The following is a 16,453-nucleotide window of genomic DNA, read 5'->3' on the forward strand; positions in this document are numbered from 1 at the left end:
CTACTTTTCGCTCTCGGGCGACGGTGCGCTGATGCGGAAGCTCAGCTTAAAGTTACTGGCTTGCTCGCCGTATTGCTCTGCGGCTTTGACAGCCGTCAGGTTCGGCTCAGAAAACCAATCCGAGGCGTCCAGCTTTCGCATCAGGCTAGATACCCGGTTGTTCGACTCAGCGATACCTTCCACATCAATCCTGTCACCAGAGCGAACCACTGATGTAAAGAACAAGCCATCCGGCAAAGTACGCACCATCTCATCGAAAACACGCACAATCAGCGGGCGAGTCCCCTGAAGGCTCTGAATAATATTCATGCGATCCAGTAGTTGTTGACGGCGGGTCTCCAGGTCCTGAATCTCGGCAACCTCTTTATTGATCGTGCGGATATGCCCCTGAAGATAATGATTTCGCCCTTCCTGATTACTGATCGCACCGTTCACGATACTCATTGCCAACATGACCATGAGCACCGCCAGCACAACAACGCCGCCGAGCACAACGAGAAACTGTTTCTGAATCTGCTGACGCCGGGCTTCACGCCAGGGGAGGAGGTTGATATTGGCCATCAGTCAAAACTCCTCAGCGCAAGACCACAGGCAATCAGCATGGCAGGTGCATCATTGCTTAAACGCATGGCATCCACCCCGGAGGCAATTGCCATATTCGCGAAGGGGTTGGCGACGACAGTATTCACACTCAAGCGCTCTTCCACCAACTCCGCCAAGCCCTGCATAGCGGCCACACCGCCAGCCAGGAGGATCATATCCACCTCACTGTACTGGCTGGCCGAGAAGAAAAATTGGAGCGAGCGAGACACTTGCTGAATGACCGCCTCTTTGAACGGAGCTAAAACTTCGCTGTCATAGTCATCGGATAGCCCCCCTTGCTTCTTGGCAAGGCCCGCTTCTTCAGCGCTTAAACCGTAACGCCGCTGAATCTCTTCGGTCAGCTGCCGACCACCGAATAACTGATCTCGCGTATACACGGTCTCATTATTCACAATCACGCTGAGCGACGTCATGCTGGCCCCAATATCGACGATGGCCACCACCGTATTCTCGTCGCAACCCAACTGCCCGGCCATTAACTCAAAACTGCGCTCTACCGCATAGGCCTCGACATCCATGACCTTAGGCTCAAGGCCGCCGATTTCCAGAGCTTCCACCCGACTATCGACGTTATCCCGGCGACAGGCCACCAACATGACCTCTGCCTGATCGGAGGAGTCCTCTGCAACGCCCATGACCTCGAAGTCCAAGGCGACTTCATCAAGGGGGTAGGGAATGTATTGGTCTGCCTCGAGAGAGATCTGCGTCTCCATGGCGTTGTCATTCATGTCCGCCGGCATACGCAGTATTTTCGTGATAACCGCAGACCCCGGCACTGCCGCAGCCGCCTTATTCACCTTGCTGCGGGAGCGGGCATGCACCGCCTTGATCGTCTCGCCGACGGCCTCGACCTCTACCAGGTTCTTTTCCACGACGGATTGCGGCGGCAAAGACATCACCGCATAGCTTTCCACGCGAAACTTGTCGCCACTGCGACTCAGCTCGAGCACTTTCACAGCACTTGAACTGATATCGACGCCTAGCAGGCTGCGGGATTTTGGACCACCAAACAAGCCATCTAGCACTATTATTTTCCTATTTACATCGTGGACTTAGCGCGAGTTTTTACATGGAAGATTAAATACCAGTGTATACCATTGCGCAAATAGTTATGAAAAAAATACCCCGATAATTTCACAGATTTCGGTATCCTAGTCGCGCATTCGTAACGCTATTTGGCATAACTGGGAAATTATGGCTCGCACACTCTCTCTTTTCAGGTTTTTCGGACTGCTGGCACTCATCGCCGCCAGCGGCGCCGTCATGGTATTTTGCGCGGCCTTCCTGTACATCGCCCCTCGCCTTCCCGAAGTCGAACAATTGCGCGACGTCCAACTCCAGACGCCGTTGCGCATCTACAGCCGCGACGGCAAGCTGATCGGCGAATTCGGCGAAAAACGCCGCTCCCCCATCAGCATAGTCGAAGTACCACAAACCTTTATCGACGCCTTCCTGGCTGCTGAAGATGACCGTTTTTACCAACACCGAGGCGTTGACGTAACCGGCCTGCTTCGCGCTGCCTCCCAACTGGTGACCACCGGAAGCATCCAAAGCGGCGGCTCCACCATCACCATGCAGGTTGCCAAGAATTATTTCCTAAGTCAGGAGCGTACGTTTACCCGTAAATTTACGGAGATCTTTCTCGCTATTGAGATAGAGCGCCAACTCAGCAAGGGCGATATCCTTGAGCTGTACCTGAATAAAATCTTCCTTGGCAACCACTCCTACGGTATCGAGGCCGCGGCTCAGACCTACTATGGCAAGTCGATCAAAGAGTTAAACCTGGCCCAGATGGCAATGATTGCCGGACTGCCCAAGGCTCCCTCAGCCTATAATCCCATTGCCAACCCTGAACGCGCCCATATCCGCCGAGACTGGATTTTGCGCCGCATGCACACCCTCGACTACATTGACGACGTGGACTATCAGGTTGCCATTAGCCAGCCGCTTACCGCTCGCCAGCACGGCACCCAGCTGGATCTCAACGCCGCGTACGTTGCGGAAATGGTCCGCACCGAAATGCTTCGCCGCTATGGACGGGATGCCTACGAGGCAGGCTTTAGCGTGATCACCACCGTCGATAGCCGCCTGCAATCCGCCGCCAAAACGGCCGTGCTCAATGGTGTTGTGGAGTACGACCAGCGCCACGGCTACCGCGGCCCCGAACAGCAGTGGAAAATCCCCACCCAGCTCGACGATGTCGCCAAAGAAAGCTTGCGCAAAAAACTGCAGGATGTCGGCAGTGTCGGCCCCTGGCACCCGGCACTGGTGTTGAGCATTGAGGACAAGCGCGCCGTCGTCATGCTCGCCACCGGCGACCAAACCACACTGGAGTGGGAGCAGGGCTTTGCAGGCACCGTGCGCTACATCAATGAAGATCGCCACACCTACGAAGCAGAAACTGTTGGCGAACTGATCGCAGCGGGAGACCTTATTCGCCTGCGCATGGGTGAGTCACCCCGCCGCTGGCAGTTCTCTCAAATCCCCGACATTCAGGGCGCACTGGTCTCGCTGGATGCCGACTCGGGTGCCATTCTCAGCTTAGTCGGCGGCTACAGCTACCAGCGCAGCTCCTTCAACCGCGTCACCCAAGCCGCCCGCCAGCCCGGATCGGCATTCAAGCCCTTCATCTATACCGCCGCCCTCGACAAGGGCTTCACAGCGGCCAGCATCATCAATGACGCGCCGATCGTCTTCGACGACGCCTCACTAGGCGGAACCTGGCGCCCCAGTAACTCCAATGGTCAGTTCAACGGCCCGATGCGATTGCGCAAAGCGCTGTACCTGTCTCGCAACTTGGTATCCATCCGCCTGCTTCGCGAGATGGGCATCAACTACGCCATCGACTACGTTTCGCGCTTCGGCTTCGACAGCAGCAAACTCCCCCGCGACCTGTCGCTCGCACTGGGCAGCCACTCGCTAACACCGCTGGATGTGGTCACCGGTTACGCCGTGTTCGCCAATGGCGGTTACAAAGTTTCACCCTACCTGATCGAGCAGATTATCGACCGGGACGGCAACACGCTCTACCGCGCAGACCCCGTTATCGTTTGCCATGAATGCAACGAAGAAGACCTCGCAATGAGCGCCTTTGACGAAGCCGAATCCCTGGATGATCTCGACATCGACGATCTTACTGCCCCCGCCCGCAAAGCGGAGCGCGTAGTCGACGAAGAAGTGACCTTTCTGATCGACAGTATTTTGAAAGATGTGATAACACGCGGCACCGGGGTGAAAGCCCGCAAGCTGGGCCGCAGCGACGCGGCGGGCAAAACCGGCACCACCAACGGCCCCACCGACGCCTGGTTTTCCGGCTACAGCAGCGGCGTAGTGACCTCAGCCTGGGTGGGTTTCGACCAGAACCAAAAACTGGGCCGCAGCGAATACGGCGGCTCGGTCGCCCTGCCGATCTGGGTGGATTATATGAGCGCGGCATTAAAAGACCGCGCAGAGCGCCACCTGAAGCAGCCCGACGGCATTATCTCGGTCCGCATCGACCCAGAGACTGGCAAGCTGGCCGCGCCGGGGCAGAGCGACGCCATTTTTGAATACTTCCGCATCGATCGCGCGCCCAGTGAAGTCAGTAATGGCGGCAGCACCATCGGCCCCTATGACAGTGCCGATGGGGACGTTATCGAACTGTTCTGACAGATCGACGCTAAATATCGAGGCGCCCTACAGCGCCTCAATGGCTTCAGCCAAGGTGCTCACGGCAATCACGCTCATCCCCATATCACTGCGGGGCGCATTGCCCTTGGGCACAATCGCCCGGGTAAAACCGTGCTTCCGGGCCTCCTGCAGGCGCTCCTGACCACTCGGCACCGGGCGAATCTCGCCCGACAGCCCCACTTCGCCAAACACCACCAGATCATCCGGCAGTGGCCGGTCACGAAAGCTCGACACAATGGCAAACAGCAGCGCCAGATCGGCACCAGTTTCCAGCACTTTCACGCCACCGACCACGTTCACGAACACATCCTGATCACCGAGCTGCAAGCCGCCGTGGCGATGCAACACCGCCAGCAGCATGGCCAGCCGGTTCTGCTCCATACCCACCGCGACGCGACGCGGATTACCGTAATTACTCTCGTCCACCAGCGCCTGAATTTCCACCAGCAGCGGACGCGTGCCCTCCCAGACCACCATCACCACACTGCCCGACGCCTGCACATCACTGCGGTTAAGAAAAATCGCCGAGGGATTACGGACTTCCTTCAAGCCCTGCTCTGTCATCGCGAAGACACCCAGCTCATTCACCGCGCCAAAGCGGTTTTTATGGCCGCGCAGAGTCCGATAACGGCTGTCACTGCCGCCTTCAAACATGATTGAACAGTCGATGATATGTTCCAGCACCTTGGGCCCGGCAAGTGCGCCGTCCTTGGTCACATGCCCCACCATAATCAGCACGGTATTGCTCTGTTTGGCAAAGCGGGTCAACGCCGCGGCGCATTCGCGCACCTGCGAGACGCTGCCTGGAGCCGAACTGACTTGCTCGCTGTGCAGGACCTGAATCGAATCCACAACCATCAGCGCGGGTTGGTAACGGGCCGCCTGAGCCAGAATCGCCTCAAGACTGGTCTCCGAATACAGCTGCAGATCATCCGCTTGCAGCCCGAGACGCCTCGCTCGCATCGCCACCTGTTGCAGCGACTCCTCACCCGTCACATACAGGCAACGCCGATCGGCAGCTAACTGGCAGAGGACCTGAAGCAGCAAGGTACTTTTCCCCGCCCCCGGATGCCCGCCCAGCAGCACCGCCGAGCCCGGGACGTAGCCACCACCCAGCACCCGGTCCAGCTCGGCAAAGCCGCTGGCAATTCGGGGTAGATCTTCGATTTGCACCGACGCCAGCGCCTGCAACTCTCCCACAGCCCCGGCATAGCCCTGTTTGCGAGCGGCTCCCGACCCACTGCTTGGCGACGCCCCCAGCCGAACTTCTACCAAGGTATTCCATGCGCCACAATCCTGGCACTGGCCCTGCCACTTGCTATGGTCGGAACCACAGTCGTTGCAAACATAGGCGATTTTACTTTTTGCCATACGGCCTCACTCCACTGCGCTGCTGACAGACCGGGCGGCAAGCCCGTACAATGCTCTGCCAAGCGAGGATTCTGTTTAATGTCGGCGCCACTGCTCGAAAGACCGCTACTTGTCTCCCCCACCCTGGCCGCAACCATTGGGCTGGAGTGCGCGCTGCTGTATCAACTGCTGATCGAATGGCAACCCCTGCTTGAAGCCCGCCCCCGCCAGGGGCAAGACTGGTATCTGCTTGACCGAGAGCGCCTACAGGCACAGCTGCCTTTCTGGCAGCCCAGAGACATCGACCGGATATTCCAGCAGCTCCATGATCAGGGGCTCATTATTATCGGCAGCGCCCTGATCAGCAACGCCCGCAATCTGCGATTGGCCTTTCCAGGACGCGAAGCCGCGCCGTCAACATCTGCACAACAAGCCCCGGCATCGCCTCCGGCAACAGCACCATCGCGCGCCAGCAGCCCCGTTCCCGGCAAACAATGTATCAGCGCCGACTGGCAGCCCGACCCGGCCGCACTGGAATATTTGCAGCGCTTCAGCCGCATTCCTTCGACCTTTATTGACGCCTGCCTGCCGGAGTTTATTGCCCACTACCGCGAGAGCGGCGAGGCACGAAGTTCCTGGAGCAGCACCTTCAGCCAGTTTGTCAGCCGTCGCTGGAAAAAACAGCAGTATCAGGAAATTGAACAGGCCCGGGAGCAGGTACTCGACAACGACTGGCGACCCAGCCAGGACGCCTGGGAAATTCTGCTGCGCGACGGTATCAGCCAGCACTTTATTGAAGACGCCCTGCCGGAATTCATTCTCTATTGGCGGGAACGCGGCACCGCTGATAGCAACTGGAACTCGCGTTTTTTGCAGCATATTCGCCTGCAGTGGGCGCGCTACACCAATGCGGTCAGCCACGAGCAGGCCTTTGTGCCGATCAGCTCGCAATGGCAACCCAGTCCCGAGGTGTTTGAAATTCTGCAAATGGCCAAGATCGACACCGATTTTGCCCGCCGCCAAATTCCCGAATTTATTCTCTACTGGCGCGACAGCGGCCAGCCGCAGCGCTCCTGGAATACAAAATTCCTGCAGCATGTAAAATACCGCTGGGCACACAGTCACCAACTGGACAAACACGATGCGCGACAGCAACAAGCTCCTGGAGCAGGCCAAGCAGCAACTGGCTTCATCGCCAAACACACCGACCGCAGCTGGGCAGACGGGCTCTGAGCAACGCCCCATGCCTGACAAAGATGCCGTCATTGACGCCATTAACCGCATGTTCGCGGAGTTTGAGCTGGTCTACCACAACCAGTACAACAAGGCCTTCGCCACCGCAGAAAAGCTGTCCTACGCCAAAAAACTGTGGTTCAGCAACCTCTGCCATATTCCGCCAGAACAGATTACCGCCGCCTGTCACCGCGCCATTCGCGAGTCCGAATTCCTGCCAACGATCAAGGGCATTCTGAAATACTGCGAACCCGACGATACCGCGCTTGGCCTGCCCGACGCCCACAGTGCCTACGTGGAAGCTTGCCGCGCAGCCTCACCCAAGAATGGACAGCACTGGTCGCACCCGGCGGTCTATCACGCGGGCAAGCAGAGCGACTGGTATTTCCTGGCCAACAACACCGAACAGCAGGCCTTCCCCATTTTTCGCCGCCACTACCTCGCCCTGTGCGAGCGGGTGCGCGAAGGCGAAGCGTTGGCCCCGCCGCAGCCCGAAGCCCTTCCCAAGCCCGACCCCAAGCCACTGCCCGCCGAAGAGCAACGCCGCCGTATGCGGGAGCTGCGCAGCAAACTGGATATCTGATACACAGCCGTGCAGCGGGCGGCAACAGCGGATACAATAGCGCAGCCCCGAACAAACAACCCCAATTCAGCCCCGTGGAACGCACTATGGCAGACAATAAAACCACCCATTTCGGCTTCAAAACCGTCGACCAGAAAGACAAAGTCAAAATGGTTGCCGGCGTATTCCACTCCGTCGCGGGCAAATACGACCTGATGAACGACCTGATGTCGGGCGGCATCCACCGTTTGTGGAAACGCTTCACCATCGAACTGTCAGGCGTGCGCAGCGGCAATGCCGTCCTCGACATCGCCGGCGGCACCGGCGACCTCGCCGCCAAATTCAGCCGCATTGTCGGCCCCGAAGGCAAGGTTGTACTGGCCGACATTAACGATTCCATGCTGCAAGTGGGCCGCGAGAAGCTGACCAACCAGGGCATCGTCGGCAACATCGAGTACGTGCAGGCCAACGCCGAGTGCCTGCCCTTCCCTGACAACAGCTTTGACTGCATCACCATCGCCTTCGGGCTGCGCAACGTCACCGACAAAGACGCCGCGCTGCGCTCCATGCTAAGAGTGCTCAAGCCCGGCGGCCGACTGCTGGTACTGGAGTTCTCCAAACCCAAAAGCGAATTGCTGAGTAAGGTCTATGATCGCTACTCCTTCGACGTGCTGCCCCGTATGGGGCAACTGATCACCAACGATGCCGAGAGCTACCGCTACCTCGCCGAGAGTATTCGCATGCACCCCGATCAGGACACGCTCAAAGGCATGATGGAAGAAGCCGGCTTCACTGAGGTTCGCTACCACAACATGACGGGCGGCATCGTGGCCGTGCACCGGGGCGTGAAGCCGTGATTCCCCCCATGCTCAGCAGCGCCGCGTTAGCCGGGCTGGAGGACAGTGTGAACCGTGCGCTGCGCCTCGACCCGCGCAGCGCCGCACGCCTGCTTGAGCTGGATGGTGAGTGCTTCGCCCTGCACTTGCAGGAACCCGATTTGAACCTTGGGCTAAGCGTCGCGGGCGACCGCCTGCGTCTGATGCTGACCCCACCGGAAAACCCCAGCACCGCCCTGCGTGGCCGGTGGAGCGAATTCGCCGCCGTCGCTACCGCCAGCGACCCTGCCGCCGCGCTAATCAATGGCGATATTCAGGTCAGCGGCGATACCGCGCCGTTGCTGGCGCTGCGAAAATTGCTATCAGAACTTGAGCTGGACTGGGAGCAACCGCTGGCTGACGCCTTCGGCGATGTGGCGGCCCATCAGATAGGACGCGGCCTGCGCGCCGGTCAGAAATGGCTGCAAAACACTGGCCGCAATCTGCGCCGCCAGCTCGGCGATTTTTTGCTCGAAGAAAGCCGCTTGTTGCCCCACCCCATACAGGCGGAAGCCTTTTACCGCGATATCGATGAGCTCAACGCCCGCAGCGAACGCCTGGAAGCCCGTATCCGGCGCCTGCGACAGAAGTGCCAGCGGCCGCAATAAACAAGGATCACACTATGGGCCTGCGACGGCTGCTCGCCATTCTGATGATTATCTGCCGCTATCGCCTGGATCAGCTCATACCGATCGAGCAGCTACCTTGGCGGGCGCGCCTGCTGGCCAGGCTGGGGCCTTGGCGCCTGTTCCCCACACCCTCGCTCAGCCGGGGGGAGCGGCTGCGGCTGGCGCTGGAATCCCTTGGCCCAATCTTCATCAAGTTTGGTCAGCTGCTGTCTACTCGCCGCGACCTGCTGCCCCCCGATATCGCAGACGAACTGGCCCATTTGCAGGACCGCGTCCCCCCATTCCCCAGCACCGTGGCCGTCGGCGTCATCGAAAAGGCACTGGGGCAAGGTGTCGACGAGCTGTTCGATAACTTCCAGCGCGAGGCCCTGGCTTCCGCCTCGATTGCTCAGGTCCACTGCGCCACGCTGAAAACCGGGCAAGACGTGGTCGTCAAGGTGGTTCGCCCGGGCATTGAGCGCACCATCGGCGAAGACGTCCGGCTGATGCAGAGCATCGCACGTCTGGTGAAGCGCCACCTGCCTGATGGCCGACGCCTCCGCCCCGAAGAAGTGGTAGAAGACTACCGTCACACCATCTACGACGAGCTTGACCTGCAACGCGAAGGCGCCAATACCTCGCAACTGCGCCGTAACTTTGCCAACTCAGATATCCTCTACGTTCCCGAGGTGCACTGGGACTATACGCGCCGCAATGTACTGGTGATTGAGCGCATTCATGGCATCCCCGTCACCGACGTCGAAACCCTGAAAGCTCAGGGCACCGACATGAAAAAGCTCGCTGAACGCGGGGTGGAAATCTTCTTCACCCAGGTATTCCGCGACAGCTTTTTCCACGCCGACATGCACCCGGGGAATATTTTTGTGGCCGAGGGGCGGCCCAATTCGCCCCAGTACATCGCTATCGACTGCGCCATCATCGGCAGCCTCAGCGATTTCGACCAGTACTATCTGGCCCGCAACCTGCTCGCCATCTTTCAGCGTAACTACCGCGAGGTGGCAGAGTTGCACGTTGAATGCGGCTGGGTGCCCCCCACCACCAAAGTGCACGAATTTGAAGCCGCCATTCGCAGTGTCAGCGAACCGATTTTTGAGAAGCCTCTGGCCGACATCTCCTTTGGGCAATTGCTGATTTACCTGTTCCAGACCGCGCGCCGCTTTGACATGGAAGTACAGCCATCGCTGGTACTGCTGCAGAAGACCCTGCTGAATATTGAAGGACTGGGGCGCCAGCTCTATCCGCAACTCGACCTGTGGTCGACTGCCATGCCCTTTCTGGAGCGCTGGATACGTGATCGCTATTCGCCCCAGACCATGCTCAAGCGCGTCAGCCATCGACTTCCAGGCTGGCTGGAACAACTGCCGCAACTTCCGGAAACGCTGCTGGAGCGTCCTTCTCCCCATAGCAGCGAAAACGAATTACTGCGCCTGCAGTTGCAGCAGGTCGAGCAGGAGAGCCAGCAACGGCAACGCCGCCATCGCAACCTGGGCTTGGGCTTATTCGCCATCGGCGCCGCCTATGTCGCCGCCAGCCCGGCGGCCCAACAAAGCCTCACTCAACTGCCCGCCGGCAGTATCGCTCTCGCTGTCGTCGCATTGTATTTTTTTATTCGCGCCCGCTGAGGTAAAGTAAGCACCCCTCAACGCTAAGGGATAGAATCATGACCTCGCCCGCAGACGTGCAGTGGCTGGACGAAGTAAAGTGGAATAACGACGGCTTGGTGGCCGCCATTGCGCAGGATGTGCACAGCGGCCGCGTATTGATGATGGCCTGGATGAACCCGGAATCCCTGCAGCTGAGCGTTGCCGAGGGCCGTGCCGTCTACTGGTCTCGCTCTCGCCAGGCTCTGTGGCGCAAAGGCGAGAGTTCCGGCCATGTGCAGACCCTGCATGACATTGCACTGGACTGCGATGGCGACGCGCTGCTGCTGCAGGTCGAGCAGATCGGCGACATCGCCTGCCACACCGGGCGCCAAAGCTGTTTTTATCGCGGCCTGCAGGATGGCCAGTGGCAAACGCGGGAAGCCGTTATCAAAGACCCCGCCAGTATTTACAGCAAGTGATCGTATGAGTAATTCTTCCGCCCTGCTAGAGCAACTGGACGCCGTCCTCGCCGAGCGCAAAAACGCTGACGCAGACAGCTCTTATGTCGCCAGCCTGTACCATAAAGGGCTGAACAAGATTCTGGAAAAAGTCGGCGAAGAAGCCGTGGAAACGGTTCTTGCTGCCAAAGATGCTGAACACAGCGGCGAGCTGGCCGACGTCATTTACGAAACCGCAGACCTGTGGTTTCACAGCATGGTAATGTTGCAGCAGCTCGGCGCAGACCATCGCGATGTCATCAACGAATTAGCGCGCCGCTTCGGGCTTTCCGGCCACGAAGAGAAAGCGCAACGCAACAAGAACAACACATAGAGGAAATGTCATGGGACTTGGTGGAATTAGTATCTGGCAACTGCTGATCATTCTCGCAATCGTTGTGCTGCTGTTCGGCACAAAGAAACTGAAGAACATCGGCAGCGACCTCGGCGGTGCCGTCAAAGGCTTCAAAGACAGCCTGGACGGTGAAGACAAGGCCAAGAATATCGAGCAGCAGGAAAGCGCGGAAGGCGAAAAGACCGAAGCCGACACGCAGCAAAAGAACGAGTCTCGCTAATCCATGTTCGATATCGGTTTCGCTGAACTGCTGCTGATAGCCGTTGTCGGCCTGCTGGTGATCGGCCCGGAACGCCTGCCCAGCGCTATTCGCACGACCAGCCTCTGGCTGGGGCGCCTGCGCCGTAGCTTCTCCAGCATGAAGCAGGAAATCGAACGGGAAATCGGCGCCGACGAAATCCGGCGCCAGCTCCATAATGAATCGGTGATGGCCTCGCTGAACGAGAGCAAAGACAAGCTTCAAGGCAATCTGAACGCCGCCAGTGATGAGCTTCGCCTTCTGGAACAGCGGCTCAGCCCATCAAGCGACACGCCCAACCAAGAGGAAGAAGCCGCCCCCTCCGACGCGCTTCCTGATTCGGATACCCCACCGAGTGACACTCCTTCGGAAGAGAGTAGCAGTAAGCCCTCATGAGTCTCGATGCCGATACTGATCAGGGTCAACCCCTGGTTGCCCACCTGACTGAGTTGCGTGATCGCCTGCTGCGCGTAGTGCTGGCGGTACTGATTTGCGCCCTGGCCCTCATGCCGTTCTCGTCGGAAATTTACGCCTTTGTGGCCAAGCCACTGCAACAGTATCTGCCTGAAGGCAGCGGCATGATCGCCACCGAAGTCGCCTCAACATTTTTGGCCCCCTTCAAACTGGTGCTCGTGTCCGCTATCTGCCTGGCCATCCCGATAATACTCCATCAAATCTGGGCATTTATCTCGCCGGGCATGTACCGTCACGAAAAGCGACTCGCTGCGCCCCTGCTGATCTCCAGCGTCATGCTGTTCTATCTCGGACTGGCCTTTGCCTATGTGGTGGTGTTTCCGCTGGTCTTTGGCTTTTTTAGCAGCATTGCCCCCGAGGGCGTTGCCTATACCCCGGATATCTCACGCTTTCTCGATACCGCACTGAAGCTATTTATGGCCTTTGGCATCGCCTTTGAGATCCCCATTGCGACAGTATTGCTGATCAGCGCCGGCGTCGTCAGCCCCGAAAAACTGCGCGAAAAGCGCCCCCACGTCATTGTCGTATGCTTTGTGTTCGGGATGCTGCTGACGCCACCCGACGTCATCTCGCAGATGCTGCTGGCCCTGCCGATGTGGCTGCTGTTTGAGGTGGGAATTTTCTTTGGCCGCTTTACGGAAAACGGCCGCAAGAAGACCGAAGATCAGTAATCTTCGTAGTCGTTGAAAGCGAGGTTTTCGAAGCGGGTAAACTTGCCGATAAAGCCCAGGCGGGCGGTGCCAATGGGCCCGTTCCGCTGCTTACCAATGATGATTTCCGCCACGCCCTTGTCCTGAGTTTCCTCGTTGTAGACCTCGTCGCGGTAGATAAACATGATGACGTCGGCGTCCTGCTCAATCGCACCGGACTCCCGCAGGTCTGAATTGACCGGACGCTTGTTCGGCCGTTGCTCCAGCGCACGGTTCAGCTGCGAAAGGGCGACCACCGGGCATTCGAATTCTTTCGCGATACCTTTCAATGAGCGGGAAATCTCGGAAATTTCCGCCGTCCGACCTTCGCCACTGCGTCCGGCGACCTGCATCAACTGCAGATAATCGAGCATGATCATGCCGATACTACCGTGCTCGCGCAGTACCTTGCGCGCTCTTGAGCGCACTTCCGTCGGCGTCAGCGCAGGGGTGTCGTCAATATATAGCGGACGGTCTTTCAACTTGCTGACCGCAGCGCTGAGCTTGGGCCAGTCCTCTTCTTCCAGCTTGCCGCTGCGCACCCGCGTCTGGTCAATTTTGCCCACTGAGGACAGCATCCGCATCATCAACTGGCTGGCGGGCATCTCCATACTGAACACCAGAATCGGCTGCTCGTAGCGCAGCAAAGCATTTTCAACCAGGTTCATGGCGAAGGTGGTCTTACCCATCGACGGACGGGCAGCAACGATGACCAGATCCGACTTCTGCAAGCCCGAGGTCATTTCGTCGAGTTTTTCAAAGCCCGTACTCAGACCCGTAATGGCTTCGTCGTTGTTGAACAGCTCATCAATCTTGTCCACCGCCTGCTTGAGCAGCGGATTGATCGGCTCCAGCCCCCCACTCTTCGGTCGCTCCTCGGCGATCTGCATGATGCGCCGTTCGGCTTCATCCAGCACTTCGTCGCTGCTGCGTCCTTCAGGGTTAAAGCTGGTATCGGCAATCGAGTTCGCTGCCGCAATCAGCGAGCGGAAGATCGCGCGCTCGCGCACGGCCTGGGCATAGGCGCGAATATTGGCAACAGAGGGGGTATTGCTGGCGATTTCTGCCAGATAGGCGGTACCACCGACTTCATCCAGCTCCCCGTTGCGCGCCAGCGTCTCCGCCAGCGTAACCACATCAATCGGCTGCTCTTGGGCAACCAAATGTGTCATGCAGGCGAAAATACGACGGTGCTCCGGGCGGAAGAAATCGCCCTCGCCCACCATGTCGGCGACGGAGTCCCATACCTCGCTGGCGATCATCAGCCCGCCCAGCACCGACTGCTCCGCCTCAAGAGAATGGGGCGGCAGTTTCAGCTTGGCGAAGTCACCCTCGTCAAACTCGGGTGGCGAATCGGGGTAGGCGTCAGCTTGCACGGGAATACTCGCAGATTACCGGGTCGGCCATTGTGGCAAACTTCAGAGCAAAAAAAAACGCGCAGAGCCCGTTGGCCCGGCGCGCCTTTCAGCCACAGCACAGCGGCAGGCCGCTGCGCTTGCAAATAGTCAGACTGTGGCGACCAAGGTCGCCCGCCAATTACTCGGCAACGACAGTCAGTGCAACGTTTTGAATAACGTCGCTGTGCAGCTGAATTGCGATTTCGAAGCTGCCGATTTCTCGAATCGGACCTTCGGGCATACGCACTTCGCTCTTGTTGATCTCCACACCGGCCGCGCTCACTGCATCAGCAATGTCGCGAGTACCGATAGAGCCGAACAGTTTGCCACCTTCACCGGCATTCGCCTCGATGGTCACGGCAACTTCCGCCAGCTTGGCAGCGCGAGCTTCAGCTTCTGCACGCTTCTCAGCGGCAGCGGCTTCCAGCTCAGCGCGACGTGCTTCAAACTCCGCCACGTTGGCGTCGGTTGCAGGCACAGCCTTACCGAAAGGAATCAGGAAGTTACGGCCGTAGCCGGACTTAACATTGACCTGGTCGCCCAGATCACCCAGCTTGCCAATTTTCTCAAGCAGAATCACTTGCATGGTTCTAACCCTCTTCATGTGCGCTTGCCGGGCCTATCCGGCCGTCGGCAAACGCCTTCTGATATCAATCCAACTATCCACAATCGCTGTCAGTATCAACACCGCCCAAAGCGGGCCGATTAACAACAGCGCGATATAAAACACTACCAACCACGTGCGCCCCAGCTTGTACCGTCCGACCACTCCGTGCAGCAGCGATAAACCGCAGGCAATAAAGGGCAACAGACACATTACCCCCCAAAAGCGGTAAACCTCACCGGACTGGCTGACCAACAACATCCCGGCAACCAGTAACACCGTGATACCCGCCGGCAACCGCAGCGACCACATCTCGTCGCGGAAGCCACCGGGGTTGTACAGCATGGCTTGCCACCAGCGCGCCAGCATTAAGGCCAACACACTCCACAACACCGTGCTGCTGCCAATTACCGCGGCGATATCGCCGGTCAAAATCTGCGGCAGGCTGCCATTTGACTGTGCCTGCAGCTGATCCAGCATGGGCTGAACCACCTCAAGAATACCGCTGAGATAGTCCTGTCCGAAGCGGTTAAGCACCGCAGCGGAGGCCATTCCCCCCGCCACAGCGGCCGCCATTGCATTGGCCCAAGAACGCGTATTGCGCAATACCCAGGCCGCCAAGGCGGTGACCAGCAACATGCAAAGCGGGCCAACATCCTGGCCGTAAACCAATACGGCGGTGGCCGGCAGCAGCGCCCACATCACGACAAAAGCGCCTTCGGTCAGTCCCTTTCTCAGGGTTACCAGAGCGGCAGCGGCAGCCCCCACCCAGGCAAACATCAAGGTGCCAATCCCCAGAGCAGCGACCGCAACTGCTTGGAGGCGCCCTTTCATAATGAATTCTGCAAGGGGGCGCATGGCTAAGCGATCAGCTTATTTATGGCTGTCGGTGTACGGCAGCAGAGCCAGGAAGCGCGCGCGCTTGATGGCAGTCGCCAGCTGGCGCTGGTACTTGGCATTGGTTCCAGTGATGCGGCTGGGAACAATTTTGCCAGTTTCTGAAATGTAGGCTTTCAGGGTGTCCAGATCTTTGTAATCGATCTGCTTAACACCTTCCGCAGTAAAGCGGCAGAACTTACGACGACGGAAAAAACGTGCCATTTTCTAATTCCTCACTCAATCCGCAATTATTCAGCGCTGTTTTCAGCCGTTTCTTCGGCTGCTTCAGCGTTGTCTTTGGGCTGCTGCTCTTCGCGGCGCTCGGTGCGCTGCTCGCTGCGGCTGCGACGCTCACGGCTCTCTTTCTCTGCCTTCATGATCGGCGACTCTTCAGTCACAGCTTCATCCTGGCGGATAATGAGGTTACGCAGTACGGCGTCGTTGTAACGGAAGTTAGTGGTCAGCTCGTCGATCGCTTCAGCGCTGGCTTCAGCGTTGATCAGCACGTAATGAGCTTTGTGGATTTTGTTGATGGGGTAAGCCAGTTGACGACGGCCCCAGTCTTCCAGACGGTGAACTTTACCGCCGTCTTTTTCGATGGCCTGAGTATAGCGCTCGACCATACCCGGTACTTGCTCGCTCTGATCCGGGTGGACCAGGAACACGATTTCGTAGTGACGCATTGTATGCTCCTTACGGGTTAAGCCACCCTTTAAGGTGTGGCAAGGAGGGCAAACTCGCCAAAAGGCGGGCTTACCGTTAAAACAAGAGCGCGGATTTTAGGCAAGCGGCCCGCTGGATGCAAGCCATTCGTGC

At 58.4% G+C, this 16,453-nt stretch carries 19 protein-coding genes; 11 read left to right on the forward strand and 8 right to left on the reverse strand.

Going from position 1 to position 16,453, the window contains the following annotated elements:
• Together AC5DB9_RS04090 and AC5DB9_RS04095 are read right to left on the reverse strand one after the other, a co-directional pair.
• Entirely contained in the window at positions 1-561 is a 561-nt protein-coding gene (locus AC5DB9_RS04090) for a PilN domain-containing protein (protein WP_272993555.1), read from the reverse strand.
• Positions 561-1,628, reverse strand: coding sequence for a pilus assembly protein PilM (locus AC5DB9_RS04095; protein WP_022958434.1), 1,068 nt, complete (start codon positions 1,626-1,628; stop codon positions 561-563). Before AC5DB9_RS04095 ends, AC5DB9_RS04090 begins: the two co-directional genes overlap by 1 nt.
• A gap of 169 nt (positions 1,629-1,797) precedes the next feature.
• Between AC5DB9_RS04095 and AC5DB9_RS04100 the strand changes: the two genes are divergently transcribed.
• Complete coding sequence (locus tag AC5DB9_RS04100) at positions 1,798-4,251, forward strand: penicillin-binding protein 1A (RefSeq protein ID WP_273009045.1); 2,454 nt, start codon at positions 1,798-1,800, stop codon at positions 4,249-4,251.
• Positions 4,252-4,278: 27 nt separating this feature from the next.
• Here AC5DB9_RS04100 and radA read toward each other — a convergent pair whose 3' ends face one another.
• Positions 4,279-5,643, reverse strand: coding sequence for a DNA repair protein RadA (gene radA / locus AC5DB9_RS04105; protein WP_022958436.1), 1,365 nt, complete (start codon positions 5,641-5,643; stop codon positions 4,279-4,281).
• A 78-nt stretch (positions 5,644-5,721) separates the two neighbouring features.
• Between radA and AC5DB9_RS04110 the strand changes: the two genes are divergently transcribed.
• The 10 genes from AC5DB9_RS04110 (at position 5,722) to tatC (ending at position 12,739) form a co-directional block, all read left to right on the forward strand.
• On the forward strand, positions 5,722-6,855 hold the full coding sequence (locus AC5DB9_RS04110) for a DnaT-like ssDNA-binding domain-containing protein (protein WP_028968224.1): 1,134 nt from the start codon (positions 5,722-5,724) through the stop codon (positions 6,853-6,855).
• Between the two features lie 10 nt (positions 6,856-6,865).
• Positions 6,866-7,438 carry a replication protein P gene (locus tag AC5DB9_RS04115; RefSeq protein ID WP_272993547.1) on the forward strand — a complete coding sequence of 191 codons (573 nt, stop codon included), beginning with the start codon at positions 6,866-6,868 and terminating at the stop codon, positions 7,436-7,438.
• A gap of 86 nt (positions 7,439-7,524) precedes the next feature.
• Positions 7,525-8,274 (forward strand): bifunctional demethylmenaquinone methyltransferase/2-methoxy-6-polyprenyl-1,4-benzoquinol methylase UbiE, encoded by a 750-nt coding sequence (ubiE, locus tag AC5DB9_RS04120; RefSeq protein WP_272993545.1) that lies wholly within the window; start codon positions 7,525-7,527, stop codon positions 8,272-8,274.
• Positions 8,271-8,900 carry a ubiquinone biosynthesis accessory factor UbiJ gene (locus AC5DB9_RS04125; protein ID WP_272993543.1) on the forward strand — a complete coding sequence of 210 codons (630 nt, stop codon included), beginning with the start codon at positions 8,271-8,273 and terminating at the stop codon, positions 8,898-8,900. The genes ubiE and AC5DB9_RS04125 overlap by 4 nt, the downstream gene beginning before the upstream one ends.
• 14 nt (positions 8,901-8,914) lie before the next feature.
• Entirely contained in the window at positions 8,915-10,543 is a 1,629-nt protein-coding gene (gene ubiB, locus AC5DB9_RS04130) for a ubiquinone biosynthesis regulatory protein kinase UbiB (RefSeq protein WP_272993541.1), read from the forward strand.
• 38 nt (positions 10,544-10,581) lie between these two features.
• Positions 10,582-10,983 (forward strand): phosphoribosyl-AMP cyclohydrolase, encoded by a 402-nt coding sequence (hisI, locus tag AC5DB9_RS04135; RefSeq protein ID WP_022958441.1) that lies wholly within the window; start codon positions 10,582-10,584, stop codon positions 10,981-10,983.
• 4 nt (positions 10,984-10,987) lie between these two features.
• Entirely contained in the window at positions 10,988-11,335 is a 348-nt protein-coding gene (locus AC5DB9_RS04140) for a phosphoribosyl-ATP diphosphatase (protein WP_272993539.1), read from the forward strand.
• Between the two features lie 10 nt (positions 11,336-11,345).
• Positions 11,346-11,576, forward strand: a complete 231-nt coding sequence (gene tatA, locus AC5DB9_RS04145; protein WP_022958443.1) for a Sec-independent protein translocase subunit TatA — start codon at positions 11,346-11,348, stop codon at positions 11,574-11,576.
• Between the two features lie 3 nt (positions 11,577-11,579).
• Positions 11,580-11,990 (forward strand): Sec-independent protein translocase protein TatB, encoded by a 411-nt coding sequence (tatB, locus tag AC5DB9_RS04150; RefSeq protein WP_022958444.1) that lies wholly within the window; start codon positions 11,580-11,582, stop codon positions 11,988-11,990.
• Positions 11,987-12,739 (forward strand): twin-arginine translocase subunit TatC, encoded by a 753-nt coding sequence (gene tatC / locus AC5DB9_RS04155; RefSeq protein WP_272993536.1) that lies wholly within the window; start codon positions 11,987-11,989, stop codon positions 12,737-12,739. Before tatB ends, tatC begins: the two co-directional genes overlap by 4 nt.
• Here the strand turns inward: tatC and dnaB are convergent.
• From dnaB to rpsF, 5 genes are all read right to left on the reverse strand, one after another.
• Positions 12,733-14,133, reverse strand: a complete 1,401-nt coding sequence (dnaB, locus tag AC5DB9_RS04160; RefSeq protein WP_022958446.1) for a replicative DNA helicase — start codon at positions 14,131-14,133, stop codon at positions 12,733-12,735. The two genes, tatC and dnaB, sit on opposite strands and share 7 nt — an antisense overlap.
• Before the next feature lie 160 nt (positions 14,134-14,293).
• Positions 14,294-14,740: a 50S ribosomal protein L9 gene (gene rplI / locus AC5DB9_RS04165; RefSeq protein WP_022958447.1), complete on the reverse strand. Its 447-nt coding sequence runs from the start codon at positions 14,738-14,740 to the stop codon at positions 14,294-14,296.
• 33 nt (positions 14,741-14,773) lie between these two features.
• The gene (locus AC5DB9_RS04170; protein WP_084495348.1) at positions 14,774-15,592 is read right to left on the reverse strand and encodes a hypothetical protein; all 819 of its coding nucleotides are present in this window, start codon (positions 15,590-15,592) and stop codon (positions 14,774-14,776) included.
• 39 nt (positions 15,593-15,631) lie between these two features.
• Positions 15,632-15,859 carry a 30S ribosomal protein S18 gene (gene rpsR, locus AC5DB9_RS04175; protein ID WP_022958449.1) on the reverse strand — a complete coding sequence of 76 codons (228 nt, stop codon included), beginning with the start codon at positions 15,857-15,859 and terminating at the stop codon, positions 15,632-15,634.
• Positions 15,860-15,885: 26 nt separating this feature from the next.
• Positions 15,886-16,320: a 30S ribosomal protein S6 gene (gene rpsF / locus AC5DB9_RS04180; RefSeq protein WP_022958450.1), complete on the reverse strand. Its 435-nt coding sequence runs from the start codon at positions 16,318-16,320 to the stop codon at positions 15,886-15,888.
• Positions 16,321-16,453: the final 133 nt, after the last annotated feature.

It is taken from the genome of Spongiibacter sp., from assembly GCF_984394615.1.

Excerpts from the sequence above, each read along its gene's own strand:
- AC5DB9_RS04140 (WP_272993539.1), top strand. The coding sequence starts at position 10,988 with ATGAGTAATTCTTCCGCCCTGCTAGAGCAACTGGACGCCGTCCTCGCC.
- AC5DB9_RS04110 (WP_028968224.1), top strand. The coding sequence starts at position 5,722 with ATGTCGGCGCCACTGCTCGAAAGACCGCTACTTGTCTCCCCCACCCTG.
- rplI (WP_022958447.1), bottom strand. The coding sequence starts at position 14,740 with ATGCAAGTGATTCTGCTTGAGAAAATTGGCAAGCTGGGTGATCTGGGC.
- AC5DB9_RS04170 (WP_084495348.1), bottom strand. The coding sequence starts at position 15,592 with ATGAAAGGGCGCCTCCAAGCAGTTGCGGTCGCTGCTCTGGGGATTGGC.
- hisI (WP_022958441.1), top strand. The coding sequence starts at position 10,582 with ATGACCTCGCCCGCAGACGTGCAGTGGCTGGACGAAGTAAAGTGGAAT.
- ubiE (WP_272993545.1), top strand. The coding sequence starts at position 7,525 with ATGGCAGACAATAAAACCACCCATTTCGGCTTCAAAACCGTCGACCAG.
- tatA (WP_022958443.1), top strand. The coding sequence starts at position 11,346 with ATGGGACTTGGTGGAATTAGTATCTGGCAACTGCTGATCATTCTCGCA.
- AC5DB9_RS04090 (WP_272993555.1), bottom strand. The coding sequence starts at position 561 with ATGGCCAATATCAACCTCCTCCCCTGGCGTGAAGCCCGGCGTCAGCAG.
- rpsR (WP_022958449.1), bottom strand. The coding sequence starts at position 15,859 with ATGGCACGTTTTTTCCGTCGTCGTAAGTTCTGCCGCTTTACTGCGGAA.
- tatB (WP_022958444.1), top strand. The coding sequence starts at position 11,580 with ATGTTCGATATCGGTTTCGCTGAACTGCTGCTGATAGCCGTTGTCGGC.
- radA (WP_022958436.1), bottom strand. The coding sequence starts at position 5,643 with ATGGCAAAAAGTAAAATCGCCTATGTTTGCAACGACTGTGGTTCCGAC.
- AC5DB9_RS04115 (WP_272993547.1), top strand. The coding sequence starts at position 6,866 with ATGCCTGACAAAGATGCCGTCATTGACGCCATTAACCGCATGTTCGCG.
- AC5DB9_RS04100 (WP_273009045.1), top strand. The coding sequence starts at position 1,798 with ATGGCTCGCACACTCTCTCTTTTCAGGTTTTTCGGACTGCTGGCACTC.
- ubiB (WP_272993541.1), top strand. The coding sequence starts at position 8,915 with ATGGGCCTGCGACGGCTGCTCGCCATTCTGATGATTATCTGCCGCTAT.
- rpsF (WP_022958450.1), bottom strand. The coding sequence starts at position 16,320 with ATGCGTCACTACGAAATCGTGTTCCTGGTCCACCCGGATCAGAGCGAG.
- tatC (WP_272993536.1), top strand. The coding sequence starts at position 11,987 with ATGAGTCTCGATGCCGATACTGATCAGGGTCAACCCCTGGTTGCCCAC.